26 protein-coding genes are annotated in these 24,143 nt (G+C 43.7%); 21 read left to right on the top strand and 5 right to left on the bottom strand.

What is annotated here, in order from left to right; translation table 11 throughout:
* The 21 genes from FGL37_RS05425 to groL all read left to right on the top strand — a co-directional run bounded on the left by FGL37_RS05425 (nt 1) and on the right by groL (nt 18,102).
* Complete coding sequence (locus tag FGL37_RS05425; RefSeq protein WP_051607054.1) at nt 1–570, top strand: urease accessory protein UreE; 570 nt, start codon at nt 1–3, stop codon at nt 568–570.
* Nucleotides 560–1,264 (top strand): urease accessory protein UreF, encoded by a 705-nt coding sequence (locus FGL37_RS05420; RefSeq protein WP_232048640.1) that lies wholly within the window; start codon nt 560–562, stop codon nt 1,262–1,264. Before FGL37_RS05425 ends, FGL37_RS05420 begins: the two co-directional genes overlap by 11 nt.
* A gap of 16 nt (nt 1,265–1,280) precedes the next feature.
* On the top strand, nt 1,281–1,901 hold the full coding sequence (gene ureG / locus FGL37_RS05415) for an urease accessory protein UreG (RefSeq protein ID WP_028070724.1): 621 nt from the start codon (nt 1,281–1,283) through the stop codon (nt 1,899–1,901).
* A 12-nt stretch (nt 1,902–1,913) separates the two neighbouring features.
* On the top strand, nt 1,914–2,849 hold the full coding sequence (locus FGL37_RS05410; RefSeq protein ID WP_051607052.1) for an urease accessory protein UreD: 936 nt from the start codon (nt 1,914–1,916) through the stop codon (nt 2,847–2,849).
* Nucleotides 2,842–3,321, top strand: a complete 480-nt coding sequence (locus tag FGL37_RS05405; protein ID WP_051607049.1) for an urease accessory protein UreE — start codon at nt 2,842–2,844, stop codon at nt 3,319–3,321. Before FGL37_RS05410 ends, FGL37_RS05405 begins: the two co-directional genes overlap by 8 nt.
* A gap of 105 nt (nt 3,322–3,426) precedes the next feature.
* Nucleotides 3,427–4,476: an A/G-specific adenine glycosylase gene (mutY, locus tag FGL37_RS05400; protein ID WP_028070722.1), complete on the top strand. Its 1,050-nt coding sequence runs from the start codon at nt 3,427–3,429 to the stop codon at nt 4,474–4,476.
* A gap of 19 nt (nt 4,477–4,495) precedes the next feature.
* A complete protein-coding gene (locus FGL37_RS05395) occupies nt 4,496–4,954 on the top strand; it encodes a single-stranded DNA-binding protein (RefSeq protein WP_028070721.1) in 459 nt (152 codons plus the stop codon).
* 330 nt (nt 4,955–5,284) lie between these two features.
* Nucleotides 5,285–6,325 carry a phenylalanine--tRNA ligase subunit alpha gene (gene pheS / locus FGL37_RS05390; protein ID WP_037533789.1) on the top strand — a complete coding sequence of 347 codons (1,041 nt, stop codon included), beginning with the start codon at nt 5,285–5,287 and terminating at the stop codon, nt 6,323–6,325.
* A 7-nt stretch (nt 6,326–6,332) separates the two neighbouring features.
* Nucleotides 6,333–6,461: a hypothetical protein gene (locus FGL37_RS25910; RefSeq protein WP_262709446.1), complete on the top strand. Its 129-nt coding sequence runs from the start codon at nt 6,333–6,335 to the stop codon at nt 6,459–6,461.
* 5 nt (nt 6,462–6,466) lie between these two features.
* Entirely contained in the window at nt 6,467–7,042 is a 576-nt protein-coding gene (locus FGL37_RS05385) for a TetR/AcrR family transcriptional regulator (protein ID WP_028070719.1), read from the top strand.
* A gap of 107 nt (nt 7,043–7,149) precedes the next feature.
* A complete protein-coding gene (gene rlmD, locus FGL37_RS05380; protein ID WP_028070718.1) occupies nt 7,150–8,559 on the top strand; it encodes a 23S rRNA (uracil(1939)-C(5))-methyltransferase RlmD in 1,410 nt (469 codons plus the stop codon).
* Between the two features lie 4 nt (nt 8,560–8,563).
* A complete protein-coding gene (locus tag FGL37_RS05375; protein WP_028070717.1) occupies nt 8,564–8,962 on the top strand; it encodes a hypothetical protein in 399 nt (132 codons plus the stop codon).
* Between the two features lie 167 nt (nt 8,963–9,129).
* Nucleotides 9,130–9,891 carry a hypothetical protein gene (locus tag FGL37_RS05370; RefSeq protein WP_138096680.1) on the top strand — a complete coding sequence of 254 codons (762 nt, stop codon included), beginning with the start codon at nt 9,130–9,132 and terminating at the stop codon, nt 9,889–9,891.
* A 200-nt stretch (nt 9,892–10,091) separates the two neighbouring features.
* Nucleotides 10,092–10,781, top strand: a complete 690-nt coding sequence (locus FGL37_RS05365) for a YiaD family glycine zipper/OmpA-like lipoprotein (RefSeq protein ID WP_028070716.1) — start codon at nt 10,092–10,094, stop codon at nt 10,779–10,781.
* A 184-nt stretch (nt 10,782–10,965) separates the two neighbouring features.
* On the top strand, nt 10,966–12,402 hold the full coding sequence (gene miaB / locus FGL37_RS05360; protein ID WP_028070715.1) for a tRNA (N6-isopentenyl adenosine(37)-C2)-methylthiotransferase MiaB: 1,437 nt from the start codon (nt 10,966–10,968) through the stop codon (nt 12,400–12,402).
* A 35-nt stretch (nt 12,403–12,437) separates the two neighbouring features.
* Nucleotides 12,438–13,715 (top strand): sigma-54 interaction domain-containing protein, encoded by a 1,278-nt coding sequence (locus FGL37_RS05355; RefSeq protein WP_028070714.1) that lies wholly within the window; start codon nt 12,438–12,440, stop codon nt 13,713–13,715.
* Nucleotides 13,716–13,725: 10 nt separating this feature from the next.
* A complete protein-coding gene (locus FGL37_RS05350) occupies nt 13,726–14,241 on the top strand; it encodes an LptE family protein (RefSeq protein WP_028070713.1) in 516 nt (171 codons plus the stop codon).
* Nucleotides 14,242–14,263: 22 nt separating this feature from the next.
* Entirely contained in the window at nt 14,264–15,406 is a 1,143-nt protein-coding gene (locus FGL37_RS05345) for a DUF8458 domain-containing protein (RefSeq protein WP_028070712.1), read from the top strand.
* 12 nt (nt 15,407–15,418) lie between these two features.
* Nucleotides 15,419–15,829 (top strand): preprotein translocase subunit SecG, encoded by a 411-nt coding sequence (secG, locus tag FGL37_RS05340; protein ID WP_028070711.1) that lies wholly within the window; start codon nt 15,419–15,421, stop codon nt 15,827–15,829.
* Nucleotides 15,830–16,088: 259 nt separating this feature from the next.
* A complete protein-coding gene (locus tag FGL37_RS05335) occupies nt 16,089–16,364 on the top strand; it encodes a co-chaperone GroES (RefSeq protein ID WP_028070710.1) in 276 nt (91 codons plus the stop codon).
* A gap of 100 nt (nt 16,365–16,464) precedes the next feature.
* Nucleotides 16,465–18,102, top strand: a complete 1,638-nt coding sequence (gene groL / locus FGL37_RS05330; protein ID WP_028070709.1) for a chaperonin GroEL — start codon at nt 16,465–16,467, stop codon at nt 18,100–18,102.
* A 58-nt stretch (nt 18,103–18,160) separates the two neighbouring features.
* Here the strand turns inward: groL and FGL37_RS05325 are convergent, their stop codons facing one another.
* From FGL37_RS05325 to FGL37_RS05305, 5 genes are all read right to left on the bottom strand, one after another.
* On the bottom strand, nt 18,161–18,505 hold the full coding sequence (locus FGL37_RS05325; RefSeq protein ID WP_037533761.1) for a hypothetical protein: 345 nt from the start codon (nt 18,503–18,505) through the stop codon (nt 18,161–18,163).
* A 193-nt stretch (nt 18,506–18,698) separates the two neighbouring features.
* A complete protein-coding gene (gene ggt / locus FGL37_RS05320; RefSeq protein WP_028070707.1) occupies nt 18,699–20,402 on the bottom strand; it encodes a gamma-glutamyltransferase in 1,704 nt (567 codons plus the stop codon).
* Nucleotides 20,399–20,725 (bottom strand): nucleotide pyrophosphohydrolase, encoded by a 327-nt coding sequence (locus FGL37_RS05315; protein WP_028070706.1) that lies wholly within the window; start codon nt 20,723–20,725, stop codon nt 20,399–20,401. Before FGL37_RS05315 ends, ggt begins: the two co-directional genes overlap by 4 nt.
* Before the next feature lie 18 nt (nt 20,726–20,743).
* Nucleotides 20,744–21,202, bottom strand: a complete 459-nt coding sequence (dtd, locus tag FGL37_RS05310; RefSeq protein WP_028070705.1) for a D-aminoacyl-tRNA deacylase — start codon at nt 21,200–21,202, stop codon at nt 20,744–20,746.
* A gap of 133 nt (nt 21,203–21,335) precedes the next feature.
* On the bottom strand, nt 21,336–23,771 hold the full coding sequence (locus tag FGL37_RS05305; protein ID WP_037533758.1) for a TonB-dependent receptor: 2,436 nt from the start codon (nt 23,769–23,771) through the stop codon (nt 21,336–21,338).
* Nucleotides 23,772–24,143: the final 372 nt, after the last annotated feature.

Here is a 24,143-nt window from a genome sequence, read left to right as displayed (position 1 = left end):
ATGATTTTAGCAAGCGACATTAAAGGCAATATTCGGAACGAAAAGCAAAAAAATGACAGCCTTGAGCTGGACTTTTTGGAGCTCGAATGGTTTGATACAGAGAAGCGTGTCATCCGGGGATTTACGGTCCAGGGCCGCGAGATCGGATTCAGAAATTTGGGTGAGCAGCCCTTATTTGATGGCGACATTCTGTTTGAAACGGAGCAGTTCCGTATCGTTGTCCGAATATTGCCCTGTCCTTGTCTGGTCGTGCGGCCAAAAAATAGATTGGACATGGCACGAATATGTCTGGAAATAGGGAATAAGCATATCCCTATTTTCATTAACGCAGCACACGAGATCATCGCTGCATATGAAAATCCATTGTGGGAGCAGCTGCATAGAGCCGGTTTTATTCCCGTCCGCGAATTACGGGTAATCGAACGGACACATACCCTGCGGATACATCAATATGCCGTGGTGCAAAATAAAATCACGTTAGCGAAGGAAATCCGTAGAAATGTTGATGCTGGGTATTCTGGTGCTGATGAAACAACCCGGGCATTCTATATGCCCATAGATGAAAAATAATTTACGTATGAATCCATTGTTGACATTGATGCAGATCAATGATTCTGTTTTTCCGATCGGAGGGTTTACCCATTCATATGGGTTGGAAACTTACATTACCAAAGGGATCGTGCATGATTCGAAGTCTGCGAAAGTGTATGCCCAAACTTTGCTGGAGCACAGCTTTTTCTACAACGATGCGGCTTTCTTTCATAAAGCCTGGCAACTGTGCGAAACAAAGGCGACCAAAAAGAAAGTCGCGGAACTGGATGCGCTGGTTACCGCTTTTAAAGCCGCCTACGAGATCCGGGACGCCAGCAAAAAACTGGGCATACGGTTTCTGAAACTCACTGAAAAACTGCAGCCCGTCAAACGTTGTTCGGCCTACCTGAAAGCCATCAATGCTCAGGAAGTGCATGGGCATTATGCTATTGCGTTTGCAATGTTTGCTCAGGCACAGGGGATTCATTATGCCGATGCACTGAGCGCTTTTTATTACAATTCACTCAACGGTATCATGACCAATTGTGCAAAATTAGTTCCCATCAGCCAGATGGATGCGCAACAGATCCTATTTAAGCTCCAGCCGCTGATTAGCAGACTGGTTGCCGCTCAACCTGCATTGGCTGACGATCTGATCGGAAATTGTTGTATCGCACAAGATATCCGATGTATGCAGCACGAGAAGTTATATACACGAATTTATATTTCATAAACAAGTAAAAGATAAGATGTCGAAAAGAAAATATGTAAAAATTGGTGTTGCCGGACCGGTGGGCTCTGGTAAGACGGCTTTAATCGAAAGGCTGACACGTTCGATGTCGGCAAACTATAGTATTTGTGTTGTTACAAATGATATTTATACCCGTGAAGATGCCATGTATCTGCAGAAAAATTCAGCCTTGCCAGCGGAACGTATTATCGGTGTGGAGACGGGTGGATGCCCACATACGGCGATCCGTGAAGATGCTTCCATGAATATTGAGGCCGTGGAGGAGCTGGCGAGCCGTTTTGAGGATGTTGAGCTTATCTTCGTGGAAAGTGGTGGCGACAATCTGACTGCGACATTCAGTCCTGATCTCGCTGACCTGACCATTTTCGTACTCGATGTGGCCGAGGGAGAAAAGATGCCCCGTAAGGGCGGGCCCGGCATCACACGTTCGGACCTGCTGCTGATCAACAAAATTGACCTGGCACCGTATGTACATGCCGATCTGGAAGTCATGCGCCAGGACACTTTAAAAATGCGTGGCGACCGTCCCTTCATTTTTACAAACCTGATGACGTTGGAAGGCCTGGAAGACGTGAAGAAATGGATCAGAAAATATGCCTTATTAGAACAAGTCGGTTAAAAGGAAAAACACATGGATAGCAAGATTACATTACATGTAGCCAAGGAAGAAGGCAGAAGCAGATTGAAAGAGAGCTACCATAATGCTCCTTACAAATTGACACATTATGGCGCGCCGAATCTGACGGATCATCTGGAAATGATCATTATGAGTGCCTCACCGGGCATCATGGATACCGACCATCTGCATATTGATGTCCATGTCAGGAGCGAAGCCCATTTAAAGCTATTTACACAGTCTTTCAATAAGTTGCATCCCATGAAAACGGGAGCCAGTCAACATACCGATGTTCATGTTGCCGAGGGCGGCATTTTTCACTATATCCCCCATCCGGTGACACCGTTTAAGGATTCTATTTTCAAGGCTACCAACCATATTCACCTGGCCGGAGATGCGGTACTGATGTGGGGAGATATTATCAGTGTGGGACGTATCCATATGAAAGAAGCTTTTGAATTTGAAAGGCTACATACGCAGACGAAGATCTTCCGCGCAGGTAAGCTGGCTTTTATCGATAATCAGCTGCTGATCCCAAAGGAACAGCCGATCCAAAAAATGCTGTTTTTTGAGGGTTATACCCATCAGGCAACATTTTTGTTTTCTGCTGTCTTCGCTCAGGAGCTTAAAGCTGAGCTTGACGAAATCTTAACGGTAGAGTACAATGATATCTCATATGGATTTACACTGGCTTCACCGGAGGTGATCATTCTGCGGGCGTTGGGCTCAGACGGCGAACTGCTATACGATTTTCTACATATGCTGGGGCAGCTCTGCTGGGATTTTACGATGCACAAGCGGTCAGAGCCAAAGGACGCTGTGGCTGAAGAAGGGAATCCGGCGCCTTTGCCCATTGTAGCCGAAGCGGATGCGGTGAAAGAGAAAAGAAAAAAAACACCACCGCGGCCGGGGGCTGGCAAAATAAAAGAAGAAAAATTGAAGTATGCATAAATCTCAAATACCGGAAGAAATCCTTATTGATTACATTCCTGATTTGGAACATGTCAAATTCAGCCGCGAGTCGGATATTCTGGACTTGTCTTATTTCGAAGTAAATAAACGTGTTATCCAGCGTAAAACCAGAAAAGGCAATCTTGTCAAAATACAGCGGGATGATAGTACAGCCCTACGCTCTGGGCAGTGTATCTACTATAGAGACGACGTATTCATTCAGGTCAATATTCTGCCTTGCCTGTGCGTCTTGCTTGACAGTGACAACCTTTCTGTGGTGGGTGAGTTTTGTTTTGATGTGGGAAACCGGCATTTGCCGGTTTATCTCAAAGCAGACGGCAGATTTGCCGTTTCCTATGATGGCCGGCTATATCAGGCGCTGAAAGAAAAATATAACGGCTGTATCGCGCTGGAGAATGCTGTTCTGGAACCTGATGAGCAGATTACCTATATTACTTGCCTACGCAAATAAGTCTATTACTCCGCCATCTCGTGCTATTGCCGTTGTTGTTATCCAGCTGCTCTCCTTTGCCTGGGCCAACCTTGAAAATCAGAAAAATTGTGCATTTTTGCACTTATGATATTTAGTGCAGCATTGCAAGACTGGTATCGGCAGCATAAGCGCGATCTGCCGTGGCGCGAGACAACAGACCCATATAAAATCTGGCTTTCGGAGATTATCCTGCAACAGACCCGTGTTGAACAAGGGATGCCTTATTATCTACGGTTTGTGGAGCGGTTTAGCACTGTCGTGGACTTTGCTAATGCTGAAGAAGATGAGATTTTGCAGCTTTGGCAAGGACTGGGTTATTACTCGAGAGGTAGAAATATGCATAAAGCTGCGCGGATTGTCCGCGACGAATATGGAGGTGTTTTTCCTGTGGAATACAGTACTCTACTGAAGCTGCCAGGAATTGGCGAATATACAGCTGCTGCTATTTCGTCGTTTTCCAGCAATGAAGCACAGGCCGTACTGGACGGCAATGTGTTTCGTGTTCTTGCCCGATATTATGGAATTGATACTCCCATTAATTCGACTGAGGGAAAAAAGATTTTTACCGCCATTGCCCGGGAGAATCTGGACCGTGAGCACCCAGCAGAGTATAATCAGGCAATTATGGACTTCGGCGCAATCCATTGCAAGCCGAAGCAACCGCTCTGCAGTGAATGCTCGCTGAGCACATCTTGTCATGCCCTGCATCAAGGAGATGTGGCCCGACTGCCTGTTAAGTTGAAATCTAAAGCAAGTAAAGACAGGTATTTCAATTATTTTATTGTTAGCGATGGGGAACGTATATTGATGTCCAGGCGCGGAGCAGGCGATGTGTGGCAACATCTTTACGAATTTCCGTTGATAGAGTCTGAACGTACGCTTGATATTCCGGACGTTCTTGAAAATACAGAATTTGTTCAGTATTTCGGTCAGGAGGTTACTCTTAAGGTCTTACAAAAGCAGACCAGACATGTGCTGAGTCATCAGAATATATACGCCACCTTCTTTCAGGTGCGCTTAGATGGTGATCTCAAGCAAAAAAAATCCAGCTGGGATTATGTATTTTTAAAAGATTTAGATAAATTAGCTAAACACAAGTTGATCTTTACTTTTTTGGAGAGATCCAATTTTTAACCATTTATGCTTTTAAATTATGTCAGGAGTTAACAAAGTTATTTTAGTCGGGCATCTCGGAAAAGATCCGGAAATTCGTTATTTAGAAGGCAATGTCTCGGTTGCCAGTTTTCCATTGGCAACTTCAGAAACGTATAATAAAGACGGTAAGCGAGTCGAACAGACCGAATGGCACAATATTGTGATGTGGCGGGGCCTGGCGGATGTGGCTGTAAAATATTTAATGAAGGGTAAGCTGGTCTATATCGAAGGCCGTTTACGCACACGTACCTATGAAGATAAGGAAGGTATCAGACGCTATGCTACTGAAGTGGTTGCCGAAACGTTCACACTTTTGGGCCGTAAATCAGATTTTGAGCCAGCGAGTGGGGCGGGCGCAGCTAATGCAGGAAATACCCAAGCTCAGAAGGTTGAAGATAAGGAAATTGAAGTTGATTTTACTGAAAACGACGAGGAGGATAACCCGCTTCCATTTTAATTGCGGTCCGGGTTATACACCGAAATGTTTTCTACCATACGAAGAAAAAGAGCCGAGCGAATTGGCTCTTTTTTTTGAAAACGCAGGGCTTCGACTTATCCAGTGCTCGAGAGCGCTTCATCCAGCGTATTGATCAAAGTGCATTCGGCAGGTCTTTGTCGCTATTGCTGCTATTCATCGGTTATATGTCATTTTTCTACCATTCGTAAACATCGGGCTTAATCGGGTCCGAAAACAGCTTTAGTTTAATTGTTTACCTGTTTTCCACGTGCGGACAGCGAATGTCAAAATTTCTTTTTAGCCGAAATTTTGGCTATGTTTGCGCTAATTATGTTGCAAGATAAAATTACGCAGTATACTGAAGAAATTAGGGCATTTGCCCCATCATCTTCAGCCGATGTAGAAAATTTCAGATTGAAATTTTTGGTTTCCAAAGGGATAGTGAAAAATCTTTTTGATGAATTCAAAACAGTTACGCCTGAAGAGAAACGTACTTTGGGAAAAGTGCTTAATGAATTTAAGCAGCTGGCAGAAGCTACCTTTAAAGAGGCACAGGAAAAATTCGGCTCTTCCGAAAAGCAACAGGCGCAGCAAAAGGAGGGTGATTTGACTTTGCCGGGTAATGGGTTCCAGCTGGGGTCAAGACATCCTATCTCGCTGGTGCGCAAGGAAATTGTTGAGATCTTTAAAAAATTAGGTTTCGTCGTTTCCGAAGGTCCGGAAATTGAAGACGACTGGCATAATTTTTCAGCGTTGAATTTCCCGCCGGAACATCCGGCGCGTGACATGCAAGACACGTTTTTTATCAAAAAGCAGGAGGGTAACGATATCACTTTAAGGACGCATACGTCATCGGTTCAGGTACGTTTAATGGAAGCAGGTAAGCCACCTTTTCGTGCCATTATGCCGGGACGTGTCTATAGGAATGAAGCGATTTCAGCACGGGCGCATTGTTTCTTTCATCAGGTAGAGGGCTTATATGTGGACGAGAATGTATCATTTGCCGACCTGAAACAAACCTTGTATCATTTTGTTCAGGAAATGTATGGTGAGGGAACTAAGGTCCGTTTTCGCCCATCGTACTTTCCGTTTACAGAGCCCTCTGCTGAAATGGATATTTCTTGTACCATCTGTAAAGGTGCAGGATGTAATCTTTGTAAATATTCTGGCTGGGTAGAAATCCTGGGTTGTGGTATGGTGGATCCGAATGTATTGGAGAATTGCGGAATAGACAGCAAGAAATATTCGGGCTTTGCATTTGGTATGGGTATCGAGCGTATCACCAACCTCAAGTATGTCATTAAAGATTTACGCCTTTTTTCTGAAAATGATGTCCGTTTCCTGTCTCAGTTTGAAACGGAATTAATATAAAATAAAAATGGGAACTGTAGAAGCCATCACATTGTTGCCTGTCTCCACGCTAACGCTGGCCTGCGTGGAAAACCAGAATAATGTGATGTGCTGTAGTCCCGGACAAGTAAGCGTCATGCGTCCTTGTATTATCTGAAGAGTATGGAACCAGATTATATTATTGAATCCATAAAAAGAACAGCACGGGAACTTTTTCGTCAGAATGGTTATCATAAGACCAGCGTCAATGCACTTGCAAAAAAGGCTAAGATTGCCAAGGCAACGGTTTACAAGTATTTTGATAGTAAGGAAATGATTTTACATGCCATACTGATGGATTATCTTCGGGCTAGCCTGCAAGATATCTTAAGGACGACAAAATACGATGACGATATGGCGTCTTTTTTGGCTTATACGATACTTCGTGTGAGCCGACTGACCTACACAGCATGTAACGAGCTGATCGGCTGGGAATTTATCCGCGAATCCGCGAATGCGCAGGAATACCTGAAAATGCTTTCTGAGGATCTGGAGTTTCTGCTGCTCAGTACCTTTATTCAAAACGAGAAAATTAGTGAAGCAATCAGTGAGGACAAGCTGACTTTTCTAATTAAATCGAGCAAAAGTATTGTGTTCTCATTTGCTTTTACTGCGGTGTCGGATGCCGACGTTCGTAAAAACTTTATTTCCTTCCAAAAAGAAATCTTGCCTTATCTGGTTCAGGCAACGGTGTTGTAAGGTTTCCGTTCACTTGCGCCTCATTGTTGTAAAGAGTTGCACCATTGCCCCTAAGGCGCAATTTATTCCACTGAAAAATCCTGATAAAAATTGTATTTTTGCGAACTATGAGTAGAAGAATTCCGCAAGAAAAAAAGTTTTTAAAAGATATCGCCATCATTGATATTGCCGAGGAGGGCAGAGGTGTTGGGAAAACAGATGATTTGGTGTTGTTTGTTGAAAAGGCTGTTCCAGGTGATGTGGTTGATGTGGAGCTGATGCGCAAGAAGAAAAACTTTGCGGAGGCCAGGGTAACCCACCTGAAAGAAGCTTCTTCTTATCGGGTTGCGCCATTTTGTGAACATTTTGGTGTTTGTGGCGGCTGCAAGTGGCAGCATATGAGCTATGATTCCCAGCTGAAATTTAAACAGCAGTCTGTCGACAATGCACTATCACGTATTGGGAAGGTGGATACCTCTTCCATGGAGCCTATCCTAGGTTCTGCGCAGACCGAATACTATCGCAATAAATTAGAATATACATTTTCCAATAAGAAATGGCTGACCTCTGTTGATGAGGATGCTACCCAGCTGCAGATGAACGCCCTAGGCTTCCACGTACCGGGACGGTTTGACAAAATTCTGGACATTGACCATTGTTTTCTTCAGGAAGATCCTTCCAATAAGGTGCGCAACGCCATTCGCGATTTTGCGATCAGTCGCGGCATCACGTTCTATGATCTGCGCGAGCATACGGGTGTGCTGCGTAATCTGATCATCCGCATTTCGTCCACAGGCGAAATGATGGTTATCGTTGTCTTTGCCTACCCCGAACCGGGACAGGTGGAAATGCTTATGGAATTTATCAACCAGCAGTTTCCGCAACTGGCCTCGCTTCTCTACATTATTAATCAGAAGCGAAACGATACCATTTTTGATCAGGACATCCATGTTTATGCGGGCCGCGATTTTATTTATGAGGAGATGGAAGGCCTCAAGTACAAGGTGGGTCCCAAATCATTTTATCAGACCAATTCGGCACAAGCGTATGAACTCTACAAGATCACACGCGAGTTTGCTGATCTAAAGGGCGATGAACGGGTGTATGACCTATATACCGGAGCAGGTACTATTGCCAATTTCGTGGCAAAGAATGCTAAGGAAGTCATCGGGGTTGAATATGTACCGAGTGCAATTGAAGATGCAAAAGTAAATTCTTCCATCAACAATATTCACAATACGAAATTCTATGCAGGGGATATGAAGGAGGTGCTGACGCCTGCTTTTATTGCAGAACATGGCAAACCTGATGTCGTGATCACTGACCCGCCGAGAGCGGGGATGCATGCCGATGTTGTGGAGCGTCTGCTGGAGATGGAATCTCCACGTATTGTTTACGTCAGTTGCAACGCTGCAACCCAGGCCAGGGATCTGACTTTGTTGGCGGAAAAGTATACGGTGAAGCGGATTAAGCCTGTTGACATGTTCCCTCATACGCAGCATGTGGAAAATGTCGTTCTATTGGAATTAAAGAAATAATGTCATGGAAGTAGAGGATTTTTTTTCAGGAGCATCGAAAGACGACACAGCGGCGTCCGCCGGTCAGAGTCCGCTAAAAAGTTTACAGGCAGACCTCGATTTTTATAGCGAGTCCCTGCGCGAGGTAGCCTTAGAAATTATAGAAGGTGAGTATTCTGCGTATCCAATTTTCGTGGCCCATCAACATGAGGTTTCTGTGGGAGAGGTGATCTTGGACCGGACAGAGCTGGAAACCAACTGGACCATCAATGCATCTACCTTGGAGGAATTTGTTGAGATCGGGATTATTCAGGAGGATCGCAAAGCTGCCTTTATGCAGAATTATAAACCGGCTAAAGAATATATGTGCTTGTTTGTGGTTGTTGCTGAGGGGGCTAATTTCGTCTTCTATCCTTATAAATAGGGACGTAATATTTAAACTTTTTTAACAGTACAATTGTCAAACTATTATTACTTTTAAAAAGTAGGCTGGATGTATTGTGTCTAAAGCAGATATCCGGGGGATCGTGGAAATGCGCACCCGCTACAATTTGAAATGCTGATAAAGGCGTAGACTGATAACGATATCCAATGAAAAGAATACACATACATATAGGGGTTCTGAGCATCTTCTTGTTGCTTTTGTTGACGGCTGGGGCTGTCACGGCGCAGCATATACAAAAGGTTTCGGGTATGGTCATGCAGAAAGGTACAGCAAACCGGATCGGTGATGTTGTGGTGCTCAATTTACGTACCCACCGGTCAGCGTTGACCAATTCCTTTGGTGTTTTTACGATTGATGCATCGGTAGGGGATTCTCTTTCTTTTACTAAAGTCGGATTTTCGCCAGTGAAGACCGTTCTGACGGACTTAAAGGAATTTTATATTGAAATGCAAGAAGGGATAAAACTGGAGACGGTGATCGTGGAGCGCAAGTCTAAGGAAGCGGAGTTGAACGAGGCAATGAGCAACTACTCGAAAAAAGGTGTTTACAACGGCGGGAAAAATAAATTCGGTACTTATCTCGGAAGTCCGGCGACTGCCCTTTATAATCTTTTCGGCAGGGAGGCAAAAAATGCCAAACGTTTTGGGCGTTTCATGGACAGGGAAAAGGAGGAACTACAGGTGGACCGTATATTTTCGCGGGAGGCTGTCCGTAATTTAACCAAGTTAGATAGTGCCGATCTGGACGCTTTTATGGTACGGTACCGTCCATCATTTGACCTTGCGGAACACTGGGGACAATATGACCTGATGCATTATGTAAAACAGTCCCTGGAGGATTTTAATGCCAAAGGACGTCCAAAGGGCTCTTTGTTGCCCGATATTGAAGTAAAGACACAGGAGAAATAAAACATTTTTCGTTTGCTGCTGTTAGTCTCTATACCTATAAACGGGGCGGCCTATTTGTAGCTTGTTGTCGTCATTTATCGAATTGGAGGCATGATTTTCGGTATGTCGTCACAAAAAAGTTGAAAAAGGATGCTTTTGGCACTTTGTTTGATTTTGTCATTAACAGAATTTAGTTTGAATATTAAAAGTCTTAGATAGATATGAAAATGAATAGAAAATTGGCTGTATTTGGTTTGACTGTTGCGACCTCAGCTATGTTATTTGGAAGTTGTTCGACGATCCAAAATACGAATAATGCAACCAAAGGTGGCGTAATCGGTGGTGTTGCCGGCGGTGCCTTGGGCGCTTTAATTGGCGGTAAAGCTGGTAATACAGCCATCGGAACTTTGGCGGGAGCTGCAATCGGTGGTGCTGCCGGGGTGCTGATCGGTAAGAAGATGGATAAGCAGGCCGCTGAAATTACCAAAACCGTAGAGGGAGCTGAAGTTACTCAATCTGCTGAAGGTATCGTGGTTAAATTTGACTCTGGTATTCTGTTCGATTTCAATAAATCTGACCTAAAACCTTCTGCGAAGGATAACATTGCGAAGCTGGTGACTACTTTAAACAAAGAGCCAGGTACAGAAATTCTTGTCATTGGTCATACAGACAATGTAGGTACTTTGGCCGCAAATGAAAAGGTATCGTTGGATCGTGCCAATTCTGTGCGTGCTTTTGCAGTATCCAAAGGATTGGCCTCTTCCAGAATCCGTACCGAAGGAAGAAACTTTGCTGAGCCCATCGCGAGCAATGATACCGAAGCAGGACGCGCACAAAACCGTCGTGTGGAGATCGTGATCGTAGCAGGTGATCAAATGAAACAAGAAGCCAAACAACAGGCTGGTCAATAGATAATCAATTAGCGAGGCTCTGTTAGGCTAATCCTGGCGAAGTTGGTGACTAAAACATAGAAGGCGTTGAAAAAGTTCAGCGCCTTTTTTGTGAAATTTGACAAAGTATAAACCATATTATGGCTGACAAACTGTCATTTTATGAATATTAATTTCTAACTTTGTAGTCTTTGAAAATTGAGCTATGTTAGATTTAACACATACAACTAAGGAACACGACGAGTCGCGTCAAGGAGAGGCATTGTTGCTGGAGCAGGATCCGAAGATCAGTAACGGACGGAAGCTGTATATTGAAAGTTACGGCTGCCAGATGAACTTTTCGGATAGTGAGATTGTTGCTTCTATTTTGTTGGACAAAGGGTTTGAGACGACCAAAAACTATCAGGAAGCTGACGTTGTTTTTATCAATACTTGTTCAATCCGTGAAAACGCAGAACAGCGTGTCCGTAACCGGCTAAAGGAATTTGAAGCGGCGAAGACCAAAAACCCAGGAATGATCGTGGGGGTATTGGGCTGTATGGCTGAGCGTTTAAAATCCAAGTTTCTTGAAGAAGAAAAGCTCGTTGATGTGGTCGTTGGCCCGGATGCCTACAGGGATCTGCCAAACTTAATTGACAAGGTTGATGACGGTACCAAGGCTGTGAATGTGCTCTTGTCAAGAGAGGAGACATATGCCGATATCAATCCGGTGCGCTTAAATTCGAATGGCGTCACGGCATTTATTTCGATTATGCGCGGTTGTGACAACATGTGTTCGTTCTGTGTAGTTCCATTTACCAGAGGGCGTGAGCGGAGCCGTGATCCACATTCTATTGTGAAGGAAGCGCAGGATTTATTCAAGGCCGGATATAAAGAAGTGACTTTGTTGGGGCAAAATGTGGATTCCTACAAATATACAGCCCCGGTTGCAGAGGGCGAAGCTGTGGGGGAGACCGTGAATTTTGCGAAGCTGTTAACTATGGTTGCCGCTGTAAGTCCACTTTTAAGGGTACGTTTCTCCACTTCGCATCCCAAAGATATTACCGACGAAGTGTTGCGTGCGATTGCTGCACACGAAAATATATGTAATTACATCCACTTGCCCGTACAGTCCGGAAACTCCAGAATATTGGAGTTGATGAACCGTACCTATGATCGCGAATGGTATATGGAACGTGTTGATGCCATTCGTCGTATTATCCCGGATTGTGCAATCTCCACCGATGTGATTACAGGTTTCTGTACTGAAACAGAAGCCGAGCATCAGGAGACATTGTCCATGATGGATTATGTAAAATATGATTTTGCCTATATGTTTGCTTACTCGGAACGTCCGGGTACGTTGGCGGCAAAGCGTTATGAGGATGATATTCCGGAAGATGTAAAAAAACGTCGCCTTACCGAGGTGATCAACAAGCAACGCGACCATAGCCTGTACCGCTATCAGCAGTTCGTCGGGAAAGTGTGTAAAGTGTTGATAGAAGGGTTCTCGAAAAGGTCGGAATTTGATTTCTGCGGACGTAATGATCAAAATGCGCTTGTTGTGTTCCCAATCGATCCACGTTACAAACAAGGAGACTATGTCAATGTTTTGATCGAGTCTTGTACTTCGGCGACGTTATTGGGTAAAATTGTCGATTAATAAACTAATATAAATTTATTTCCAGCTGGAAATTTATGGATAATCAAGATATAAAAAATAGGTTTGGAATCATCGGTAACTCACCGTTATTAAATCGTGCGATAGACATTGCCCGTCAGGTGGCTCCAACTGATATTTCTGTATTAATACAAGGTGAAAGCGGTAGTGGTAAGGAAGTTTTTTCACATATTATCCATCAATTGAGTTCCCGTAAGCACGGTCCGTTTATTGCGGTAAACTGTGGGGCCATACCAGAGGGGACAATAGATTCTGAATTGTTTGGTCATGAGAAAGGTTCCTTTACTGGAGCCCACGAAGCCCGTAAAGGATATTTTGAAGTTGTCGACGGGGGTACAATCTTTCTGGATGAGGTAGGTGAATTGCCTTTGGGTACTCAGGCGCGTTTGTTGCGAGTCTTGGAATCCGGTGAATATATCCGTGTGGGCTCATCCAAGGTACAGAAGACCAATGTGCGGGTTGTGGCAGCGACCAATGTCAATATGTTTGAGGCAGTACAGAAAGGCAAATTTCGGGAAGATCTGTATTATCGTTTGAATACTGTGCCTTTGCGTGTCCCGTCGTTGAGAGAACGTCCGGAAGATATCAATCTACTTTTCCGAAAATTTATCGTGGACTTTTCGGAAAAGTATCGGTCTCCGGGAGTGCAGCTAACGGAAGATGCCCAAAATATGTTACGTAACTACAGCTGGCCGGGGAATGTGCGTCAGTTAAAAAATGTTGCCGAGCAGATCGCTGTTTTGGAAAAGGAGCGTGTAATCGACGCGCATACCTTGCAGAATTACCTTCCCAACGAATCGCGTACTAGCCTGCCGACTTTGGTGCCTTCGAATAAAGGCGCGAAAGAGGACTTCTCAGAAAGAGATTTGCTCTATAAGGTCTTATTTGATATGAAGAAGGACATGGTGGATCTGAAGAAGCTTGTTGTGGAGCTTATCCAAAAAGGAGTGGACGCCACGACTTTCGACCAAAATTCTCCTTATATCAATCAGTTGTACCAAGAGATCGAACCGCAATTGAAATCCGATCCCGAGAATTACGGACTTGCACCTACATTGACCATACATTCACCCAATAACAACCCTGCGAATGTGATCAAGGGATCTGTGGCACAGGACGATTATCTCCAGGATGCTCAAGAGGTAGAAGAATCTTTGTCATTGATCGACAAGGAGTCGGACCTTATTAAGAAGGCCTTGAAAAAGCATCGGGGCAAACGTAAGGCGGCAGCTCAGGAATTGGGTATTTCTGAACGTACTTTATATAGAAAAATTAAAGACTTAAATTTAGACTAAGGTTTTACACATGGTGTCAAAAAGAATATTATATACCCTATTGACGGTGGTCTTCCTATTCGTCATCAACAGCTGCGGTGTGAAGTACAGCTTTACCGGAGGCTCTATTCCGGAAGGAATGAAGACGGTGAACATCCAATATTTTGAGAATATCGCTCCGCTGGTGTATCCGACCTTAAGTCAGAATTTTACAGAAGCTTTAAAAGAACGTATCCGGAACCAGTCCCGGTTGAGCCAGGTGAATCAGGATGGCGACGCTACCTTTGAAGGTTTTATTACTGATTATACGATCAGTCCTGCTGCTGTGGAGGCCGGTACCGACCGTGCAGCCATGAATAGATTGACCATTACCGTAAAAGTTTCTTATCACAATAAGATCAATCCTAAAGATGATTTCGAGCAGCCTTTTACGCGGTTTAAAGAGTTTGCCGGTAACTTACAGAGTGCACAGGAAGAGACTTTGGGTAAAGAAGTAATCCAGATGTTGACTGAGGATATTTATAACAAGGCATTTGCCAATTGGTAATCCTGTTCTAAACTGAATGTATATGGCATTATCCAATCATGAGCTTTTTTCTCAGGTGATCAATCAGCCTGGGGCGGTTGAAGAAGATGTGATATTGGCTTTGATCGAGAAATATCCTTATGTCCAAGGCTTACGGTTTGTCTACGAGCGTAAAATTTTTGAAGAGCACAAAGCTGTTCAAAATCTGTCATCTACCCTACTATATGCTTCTTCACCCAATTGGCTGTATGAATTTATGCATAGAAAGCCGGGTACGCAGACTGCATCGGCGCCTATGGATAATGTGTTGGAAGATGAGGATCGTATTGCTGAAGAGCGGATGCAGATCCTAGGTGAAGAGGCCGAGGTTGAGGTGGTGGAGATACTCGATGCCGTGTCTGCCGTTGAGGCTGCTACAGAGGCTGAGACAATTCCGGCAAAAGGGGATATTGATGAATTGGATCGTCTGATCCAGGCGGGCGTGGCCCAAGATTATTTCCGTTCGGAAGAACAGTACAGAAATACGGAGCAACAGCATAGCGAGGCAGAAGAGCCGCATAAAGAAGCAGAAAACCAATCCGAAGTTTCCACTGTGGAATCTGGGGATGCAGCTGTAATCCCTTCTGTAACAGCCACGGGCCAAGAACGCGTATCTGTATACGATGATGATACAATGCCGTATAGCTTTCTGTGGTGGTTACATAAGACGAGACTGGAATACGCAGAGACTTACCAGCCCTATGTCAAATCACCTCTAAGACGAATGACGCCTTCCCATGATGATATTGCAAAGATTCATGAGAAATTAGACAGCCAACTCCTCGATCAGCAGATCCGGGAAAATATTTTCCATCTGCAGTCACCAGAAGCCAAACTGAGTGATGCCGTGAAAACAACGATCGCCTTTCAGATACCGCGCAAAACGGATGAAGTGATTGAAAAATTTATTCGTGAGGAGCCAATGATCCAGCCGTTGCAGGCTGAAAAGCTGGATTTGGAAAACAAGGCGCGGAAAAGTTCGGAAGATCAATATTCTCTGGTGACGGAGACTCTGGCCAAAATCTATACTGAACAAGGTTTATATCCTAAAGCGATAGAGGTTTACAAAAAATTAGTTTTGAAATATCCAGAAAAAAATGCTTATTTTGCGGCACGCATAACAGAATTAGAAAAGAAATTAAATTAATTACATAAAGAGATGCAAGGATTATTAATCGGTCTTATCATATTAGCTAGTATTATTTTAGCGTTTTTAGTTTTAATCCAAAATCCAAAAGGAGGGGGGTTATCGTCAGGCTTTGCCGGAGGTACTAACCTGATGGGGGTAAAACGTACAGGTGACTTTTTGGAGAAAGGTACATGGATCATGGTCATTGCCATTATGGTATTCAGCCTAGGTGTAAATATCCTTGGTACATCCCCGAGCACGTCGAAAGGAGGATTAGGTGGTCAGATCGAGGCGCCTGTGCAGCAAGGTCCATTGAATCTTGGAACTCCGGCACAGAAACCTGCAGGTGCGCCAGCCGGGCAAGACAAAGCTACTCCAGCGCCAACAGAAAAGGCGCCGGCTTCTACTTCAGAGACGAAGCCAGCAGAGGCTAAGAAATAGTTAATGACACAAAGATTACGAGCCCTGTCCATAAGACAGGGCTTTTTTTTGTATTGATGTCCTGGATGTTGATTTGAAAGACTGTCAGCAGACAGTGACAGGCTGACAGCCCAATGACTATTTGCGGCTGATAGTACCCAGTTTTCGATGAAAAAATGTCTTATGCCAGGTCTTATTGACAATTGGCATAGAAGATGATGTGTCTATAACGATTATAACATAAAAATAAATTCAATAACAGATAAAAAGTAAATTAATTATGGCATTAAGTATCAAACCTATCGGAGACAGAGTAGTAGTAGAGGCTGCTCCAGCAGAAGAAAAAACAGCTTCAGGGTTGTATATCCCCGATACAGCAAAAGAAAAACCATCTCAAGGTACAGTTGTTGCTGTAGGTACAGGTAAAGTTGACGAGCCGTTAACTGTAAAAGTTGGTGACAAAGTATTGTATGGTAAATATGCCGGTACTGAAATCACTTACGAAGGAAAAGAGTACTTAATTATGCGTGAGTCCGATATTTACGCAGTTATCTAATTAAACTTTAAAAATCATGAACTCGTTGTAGTTCAAATCAATCAAAAGGTTATTGTATGATCGAGTAGTGAATACTCATAATACTAAACATCAAATAAAAATGGCAAAACAAGTAAAATATAATGTTGAGGCTCGTGAGGCCCTAAAGAAAGGTGTAGACACTTTAGCAAATGCGGTTAAAGTAACATTGGGTCCTAAAGGACGTAACGTAATCATCGAGAAAAAATTTGGTGCTCCAGTGATTACTAAAGATGGTGTTTCGGTTGCGAAAGAAATCGAATTAAAAGACGCTTTGGAGAATATGGGTGCTCAAATGGTCAAAGAAGTAGCTTCCAAAACAGCAGATCAGGCTGGTGATGGTACAACAACCGCTACTGTATTGGCACAAGCTATTGTTGCACCAGGTATCAAATCTGTGGCTGCAGGAGCAAATCCAATGGATCTAAAACGTGGTATCGACAAAGCTGTGGCTACTGTGGTGGCTAACCTTAAATCACAGTCACAAGAAGTTGGTCAGGATAACAACAAGATCAAACAAGTGGCTACCATCTCCGCAAACAACGACGAAGTAATCGGTTCGTTAATTGCAGAAGCTATGCAAAAAGTGGGTAATGACGGAGTTATCACGGTTGAGGAAGCAAAAGGTACTGAGACAGAAGTGAAAACTGTGGAAGGTATGCAGTTTGACCGCGGATATTTGTCGCCATATTTCGTTACAAATTCAGACAAAATGGAAGCGGAATTGGATAACCCTTACATTTTGATCTACGACAAGAAAATCAGCAACATGAAAGAGTTGTTGCCAATTTTGGAAAAACAAGTTCAAACTGGTAAGCCATTGTTGATCATCGCTGAAGATTTAGACGGTGAAGCTCTTGCTACATTGGTTGTGAACAAAATCCGTGGATCATTGAAAGTTGCTGCTGTAAAAGCGCCAGGTTTCGGTGACCGTCGTAAAGCCATGTTGGAAGATATCGCTATCTTAACCGGTGGTACAGTAATCTCGGAAGAAAGAGGTTTCAAACTAGAAAATGCAGAATTGTCTTACTTGGGTCAAGCAGAAAAAGTGCAAGTGGACAAAGACAATACTACAATTATCAACGGTTCTGGTAATGTAGAAGACATCAAAGCACGTGTTGCTCAGATCCGTTCTCAAATCGAAACGACTACATCTGATTACGATCGCGAGAAATTACAGGAGCGTTTGGCAAAATTGTCAGGTGGTGTAGCCGTATTATATGTAGGTGCAACTACTGAAGTTGAGATGAAAGAGAAAAAAGACCGCGTAGATGATGCTTTGCATGCTACTCGCGCAGCTGTGGAAGAAGGTATCGTTGCTGGTGGTGGTGTTGCTTTCATCCGTGCTACCGATGCTTTAGCTGATCTTAAAGGTGAAAATGAAGATGAGCAAATCGGTATCGATATCATCAAACGTGCTATTGAAGAGCCATTGCGTCAGATCTGCAACAACGCAGGTATCGAAGGTGCCGTTATTGTTCAGAAAGTAAAAGAAGGAACTGCTGACTTTGGTTACAACGCGCGTGCTGACCGTTATGAAAACTTAATTTCTGCCGGTGTCATCGATCCAACTAAGGTGTCTCGTGTAGCGTTGGAAAACGCTGCTTCTGTTGCTTCCATGTTGTTGACAACAGAGTGTGTCCTTGCTGACGAAGCAGAAGAAAACCCTGTAGGTGCTGGTGCTCCTCCAATGGGTGGCGGTATGGGTGGTATGATGTAAGATCATCCTGCTATATGATAAAAGAGGCCCATCTGAATACCAGATGGGCCTTCTTTTTTTACCGGTTACGCCGGTAGCGTCTATGATATTCATCGTAATCATTCGGAGAGTAGTTTTCTTTAGGTCCCCATTCTTGCAATTCATTATTAAAAAAATGCAACCAATTTCTTCTCACATGTGTGGAGTCTCCTCCGATGATGTATTCATAAATTTCCAAAACTCCATCGTCATATTTTTTTGAGGCTACGACGAGGTTTGGCTTTCCTATTTTTTGGATAACTTGCTGTTGGTTCATACCTACCTTGATGTTGGTGAAATCCATTGGCCTCATTAACCCGCAGCTTCCGAGTAGCGCAATAAAGGCAAATACGATAAATGTAATGGAGTAGTTGTTTTTTAACATAAAGTTTTGGCTTATTTCTTTGGCGAATATATCTTAAATAGTTGATATTAATTGGATGTAATATCAACTATTATTGAGTGTTTTTATCGGAGGATTGCGTTTTGTGTTATATTCCTGGAGATATTGACTTTTTTAATGTATAACGCTCATCTGTTTTAGTTTTTTATTTAAAAAATTGACTTTTGGCAAATTGTCAGTATCCCTTTGCCGTGTCATCACCCCTCGGATCTGCGCCCGTTTGCAGTTTGCCATTCGGGAGAATAAGGATGTTTTCAACGCGGCCTATTGCGCCTCTGGGATGGATGGCATAACCATCTTCTGTCAACTTTTCACGGACTGCTGAATGGATGGCATCGTTTTCTACATCGATACGGTCTGGCAGCCATTGATGATGAAATCGCGGTGCACTTACAGCTGATTGTGCATTTTGGCCAAAATCTATGACATTTAAAATGGTCTGGAAAACAGATGTAATAATTGTGGAACCTCCGGGGGTGCCGACGACCATAAATAGTTTGCCATCCTTTTCGAGAATAGTTGGCGTCATGGAGCTCAGCATCCTTTTTCCCGGCTGTATTTCATTCGCCTTTTCTCCCGTTAACCCATACATGTTGGGTACGCCGGTTTTAATGGAAAAATCGTCCATTTCATTATTCAGCAAGAATCCAGCTCCGTCAACGATGACTCCGGATCCATAGGAATCGTTGAGTGTCGTCGTTATGGAGACTGCATTTCCTTCTTGATCCACGATATTGAAATGCGTGGTCTGTTCGCTTTCATAGCCTGGGATGGCATCGGCGCTGACATCTTTGCTAGGTGTCGCCTTGTGAAAGTTAAACGGAGAAAGTTTGGCAGCATTTGCAGCGGAATCTATTAGTTGCTGTATGGGGACATTGATAAAATCGGGATCCCCTAGATATTTTGCCCGATTGGCATAGACCCGTCGTTCGGCTTCTACCATCACCCGTACCGTGGAATCGGTCTGAAAGCCCCAGCTACGCAATGGAAATTGTTCAACTGACTTTAATAAGGCCAATAGAGAAGTTCCGCCGCTGGATGGTGGTGGCATTGAAACCACTTTATGGCCACGGTAAGTCGATGCAATCGGATCACGCCAGATGGCTTTATACTCCGCTAGATCCTGATGGTTAATCAAGCCATTCCCTTTTTTCATTTCAGCTACCAGCAGGTCTGCGGTTTTGCCCTTATAGAAGCCATCCCGACCCTGATTGGCGATTCTTTCCAATGTACTGGCCAGTTGCTCCTGAACAAATAGATCACCCGCTTTCCAGACCCCATTTTTAATTATTGCAGGACCTGTGGGATTGAGCTTGACAAAGCGATCTTTATGAGCTTCAAATTCGTCAGCTTGTCTTTTGCTGATCTTAAAGCCTTTCTTTGCAAGCGTCACAGCAGGTAGAATAAGGTCTTTCCACGCAAGCTTGCCATATTTTTGGTGTGCCTCCCACATTCCGGCAACTGATCCCGGTACGCCCGATGCCAATCTGCTATACAGGCTAAGTTCCGGAATGACAGCGCCCTGTGCATCCAGGTACATATCCCTATGAGCTCGGCTGGGCGCGGTTTCACGAAAGTCCAGCGCATCAAATCTGCCTTGGTGATCGCGGTAAAGCATGAATCCACCGCCGCCGATATTTCCAGCGTTTGGATAAACTACTGCAAGGGCAAACTGGACGGCAACAGCGGCGTCTACGGCATTTCCTCCTTTTTTCAGAACCATAACACCTACTTCGGAAGCTAAGGGATGGGCCGTGACTACGGCAGCCCTGCTGAAAGTGAACACTTTATCTTTACGTATGTCAGACTGTAGACGAGTGCTGGAACAGGAGGTAAACAGCAAGGCTGTTATCATCGAAAAAATAAATAGTCTTTTCATTTTAATTTCTCATTGTTCCGGTGACGGTCGGCATCCCGGATAGATTTCTTTTGCAGGTTGTTCTCCAGTGCCTCGGTGAGGTCAATACCAGTTTGGTTGGCCAGACACATGAGGACAAAGAGTACATCGGCCATCTCATCGGCCAGGTCAATATCTTTGTCGGATTTTTTGAATGACTGCTCGCCATATTGCCGTGCCATGATCCTTGCGACCTCGCCGACCTCCTCCATGAGTATGGCGGTATTGGTTAATTCGTTGAAATACCGAACACCGGTGCTATTGATCCATTTATCGATTAGATCCTGAGCTTCTTTGATTGTCATGTTGTGTATTTAAGCGGTTTAAAAATTGTCTTTATCCTTTGTATCCATAATTATGGTGACTGGGCCATCGTTGAGTAAATTGATTTTCATGTCAGCACCGAAAACTCCCAGCTGTACTTGTTGATTAATCAACTGCGATAGCAGTTTAGCCATTTCTTCGTAAAGCGGTTTGGCCGTATTCGGTTTAGCCGCCCGTATAAAAGAAGGTCTATTGCCTTTTTTTGTCTGGGCAAACAAGGTGAACTGGGATATCAGCAAAATATTCCCACCGATATCCTGAATGGATTTGTTCATCAGTCCATGTTCGTCTTCAAAGATACGTAGGTTAACAAATTTTTGTCCTAACCATTTTAGGTCTTCCATCGTGTCGGCTTCTTCTATTCCCAATAAAATCAGCAAGCCCTGCTGGATCTGTCCCGTCATTTGGCTATCGACAGTGCAGGAAGCATGTTTTACTCGTTGTATGACTGCGCGCATAATAAAAAGTATAGGGCCAAAGTTAAAAAATCAAATGATCAAAGCCATAGCATCTTAAATTTATGTAGCCCCCAACGGAAGAGCCTCCTTTTCTGTGCAGTAAAAGGAGGCTCTGTTTGACGGACAGGATCTTTTAAAACTTAATATTTAAACCAAGCATAAAATTGGTGGGCGCCTGAGGAAAATAGAAATTATAGTATATTCTGGTATCGCCTTCCATGCCGCCAAAGGTATATCCGCTGGTCTCGTATTTCTCGTTGAATATGTTGTTGACCTGGAGACTGAGGCTGATATCCCGGATGCCAAAGGCAGTCAGGCTGTAACTTGTCAACAGGTTGTTCACAAAGTAGGGGGAGATGCTTCTTTCTTTTGCCGATGAATTATCAAGGTATTGGCGGCTCACATATTTGGATAACAAGGAAAAGCTCAGCCGTTCAATCGGGCTGTAGGAAAAATTGCTCGACAGTATGGTATTTGGAGATAAAGCAATATTCGTTTTCGGATAAAAGATCTTAACATCACCAATGACTTCTTCAAAATCGTTTATCTTGTTTTGGCTGATGGAGGCGGTAGCTTTCCAGTTTAGCTGTTGACTGATGTTCCAGGCTCCGTCGAATTCGAGGCCTATTCTATAGCTATCCTTAACATTCTGGCGGATCGGTGCGCCGGTGTCACTGATTTCTCCAGTGGGTATCAGCTGATCTTTATAGAACATGCCATATCCGTTGAGCCCGATATTGAATACCGTATTGTTAAACCGGTAGCCCAGTTCGATATCCTGCATTTTTTCGGGTGTTGGATCGGCCAGCTTACTGTTTTTCTCTATAAAGTCCTTCCGTACCGGCTCCTTCTGCGCAAAAGCATAAGAAGCATATACATTGGAATACTCATTTAAAAGAAATGTTGCACCAGCTTTCGGATTCAGAAAATTAAATTTTGGATGGTAATCATAGTTTTTCACTTTGTCATCATCTCCATACATCTTGTAATTGACATTGCGGTATTGGACGTCGGCCATCAAAATCCATTTATCCGATTTATAATCCAGCTTCAGGAAGTTGCTAAAGTCATTTTTCTGCGATTTTCCGAAATAATATTTATCGTCCAGAAAACCTGTCGACGCGTATTGCGCCCATATCACTTCGCCATAATGCTTGCCTTTATATTGATTGTAGGCACCACCCCAGATAATTTCCAGGTGATCATTGGGTTTGTAATTCAATGCGTAGGTAGCACCGTAAAAGTAGTTGTCGAGCCATCTTCTTCTGACGAGGTCTGTCGTTTCTATTTTTTCGTTCCCTATGTTTACATCTGTTAATCCATAGTGGTTTAATGAATCCGATTGTCTAAATTCTTCATAATAACCATACCCCCTTGTGTAATGGAGCGCTGTATTCAATGTGAGCTTATCATTCAGTATATTGCTGTAATGGAGCTGGTGATGCTTTTGAGTATAATTGTCCGTCTGGTTTTTATAGGTGTAGACGTTATAGTTCCTCCCGGCATTCATAAACCGGTCTTTTTCAGCTCCGGATACCCCCAGTCCATTCGCCGCATAATCGTCCATCCGGGATCTGTCTCCAGTGATTAAAGGTTCGGGTACGCCGTTCCAGGCCTGGTAGGTTTTTTCTTTTCCCCAGAATACAATGCCTTTTAAAGTATGCTTTTTACCATAATAACCGCCGTCGAGATAAAAGGATTGTAGATCAGAAGCGCCCCGCTCGATATATCCGTCACTGCTAATTCTGGAAAGCCTGGTGTTGAAGGCAAATTTGTCGTTGATCAGTCCTGTTCCCAGCCTGACCGTGTTCTTCCAGCTGTTATAGGATCCAAACGAGTTGTTCAATTCAGCGTAAGGTTGCTCGACCAGCGTATTCGACTGAATATTTAAAGATGCTCCAAAGGAGCCTGCACCGTTTGTCGAGGTTCCGATGCCCCGCTGCACTTGAATGCTCTCTGTTGAAGAAGCGAAATCAGGAAGATTGACAAAGAAGGAACCCATACTTTCGGCATCGTTGAGAGGGATGCCATTTAAGGTGACGTTGATCCGTTGGTTGTCCGACCCGCGGATGGTCATGCTCGTATAACCTATCCCCGCGCCAGCATCAGAGTTGACCTGAACCGAGGGAGTCTGATTTAGTAGATATGGAATATCCTGCCCAAAATTGTTGCGGGAGATGTCTTCTTTTGAGATGTTTTTGAAGGTTGTGGGGGCATTTTTTCTGGCACGGGTAGAAACCACAAGCACTTCTTCGGTACGGATTGTTCTTGGATCGAGCTGAATGGTCATTTCCAGGTCACGGTCAATTGTTAGTCTCTTCTGTAAGGTTTCGTATCCAACAAAAGACACGCGGACCGCATACTCGCCATTCTTGATATTGTACCATTTGACAAGGCCCTGCTGATCCGAATTGCCAGTCAAAGCTGTCTGTCCATCTATAACTATAGACGCGTTGTGTAACGGTTTTTGGTTGTTTTTGTCCACAACTTTAATAGTCAGATTATGCTGAGCAACAGCATATTGGCCAAAAACAGTAGCTAAAGCGCTACAAATCAAAATTTTGATCATGTTGATGTATTTTCTTTAAGTTAAACAAATCGTAGCAAGGGGTTACTACGATCGCATCATTTAACTAACCTCTCCCTCCGCCAGCATTACCTGGATCAGGTGCACAGAACTTAATCTGTCGGGTATAATCTCAGCCTGTATTTGTGTTCTTGACAAAACAAGGCACCCCTATTCGACGCTGCGAATATATAAATTAAAATTGGAATGACCTATAAAGATGTGATTTATGACAAGAATGCGGCAAAGTGAATTTTCCTTGTATTTTCCTTGTTGTTTAAAATTTTACGTATATGTTGGTTTTTGGTATTTATAATTCTTTTTAGGTACCTTGGCATAGATTTTTCTACTGTTAGTGTATTCAATGAATCAAAA

This window comes from Sphingobacterium thalpophilum (assembly GCF_901482695.1).
Taxonomy (GTDB): domain Bacteria; phylum Bacteroidota; class Bacteroidia; order Sphingobacteriales; family Sphingobacteriaceae; genus Sphingobacterium; species Sphingobacterium thalpophilum.
The sequence above is the reverse complement of the archived record's forward strand: the minus strand, read 5'-3'. Positions and strand labels throughout refer to the sequence as shown.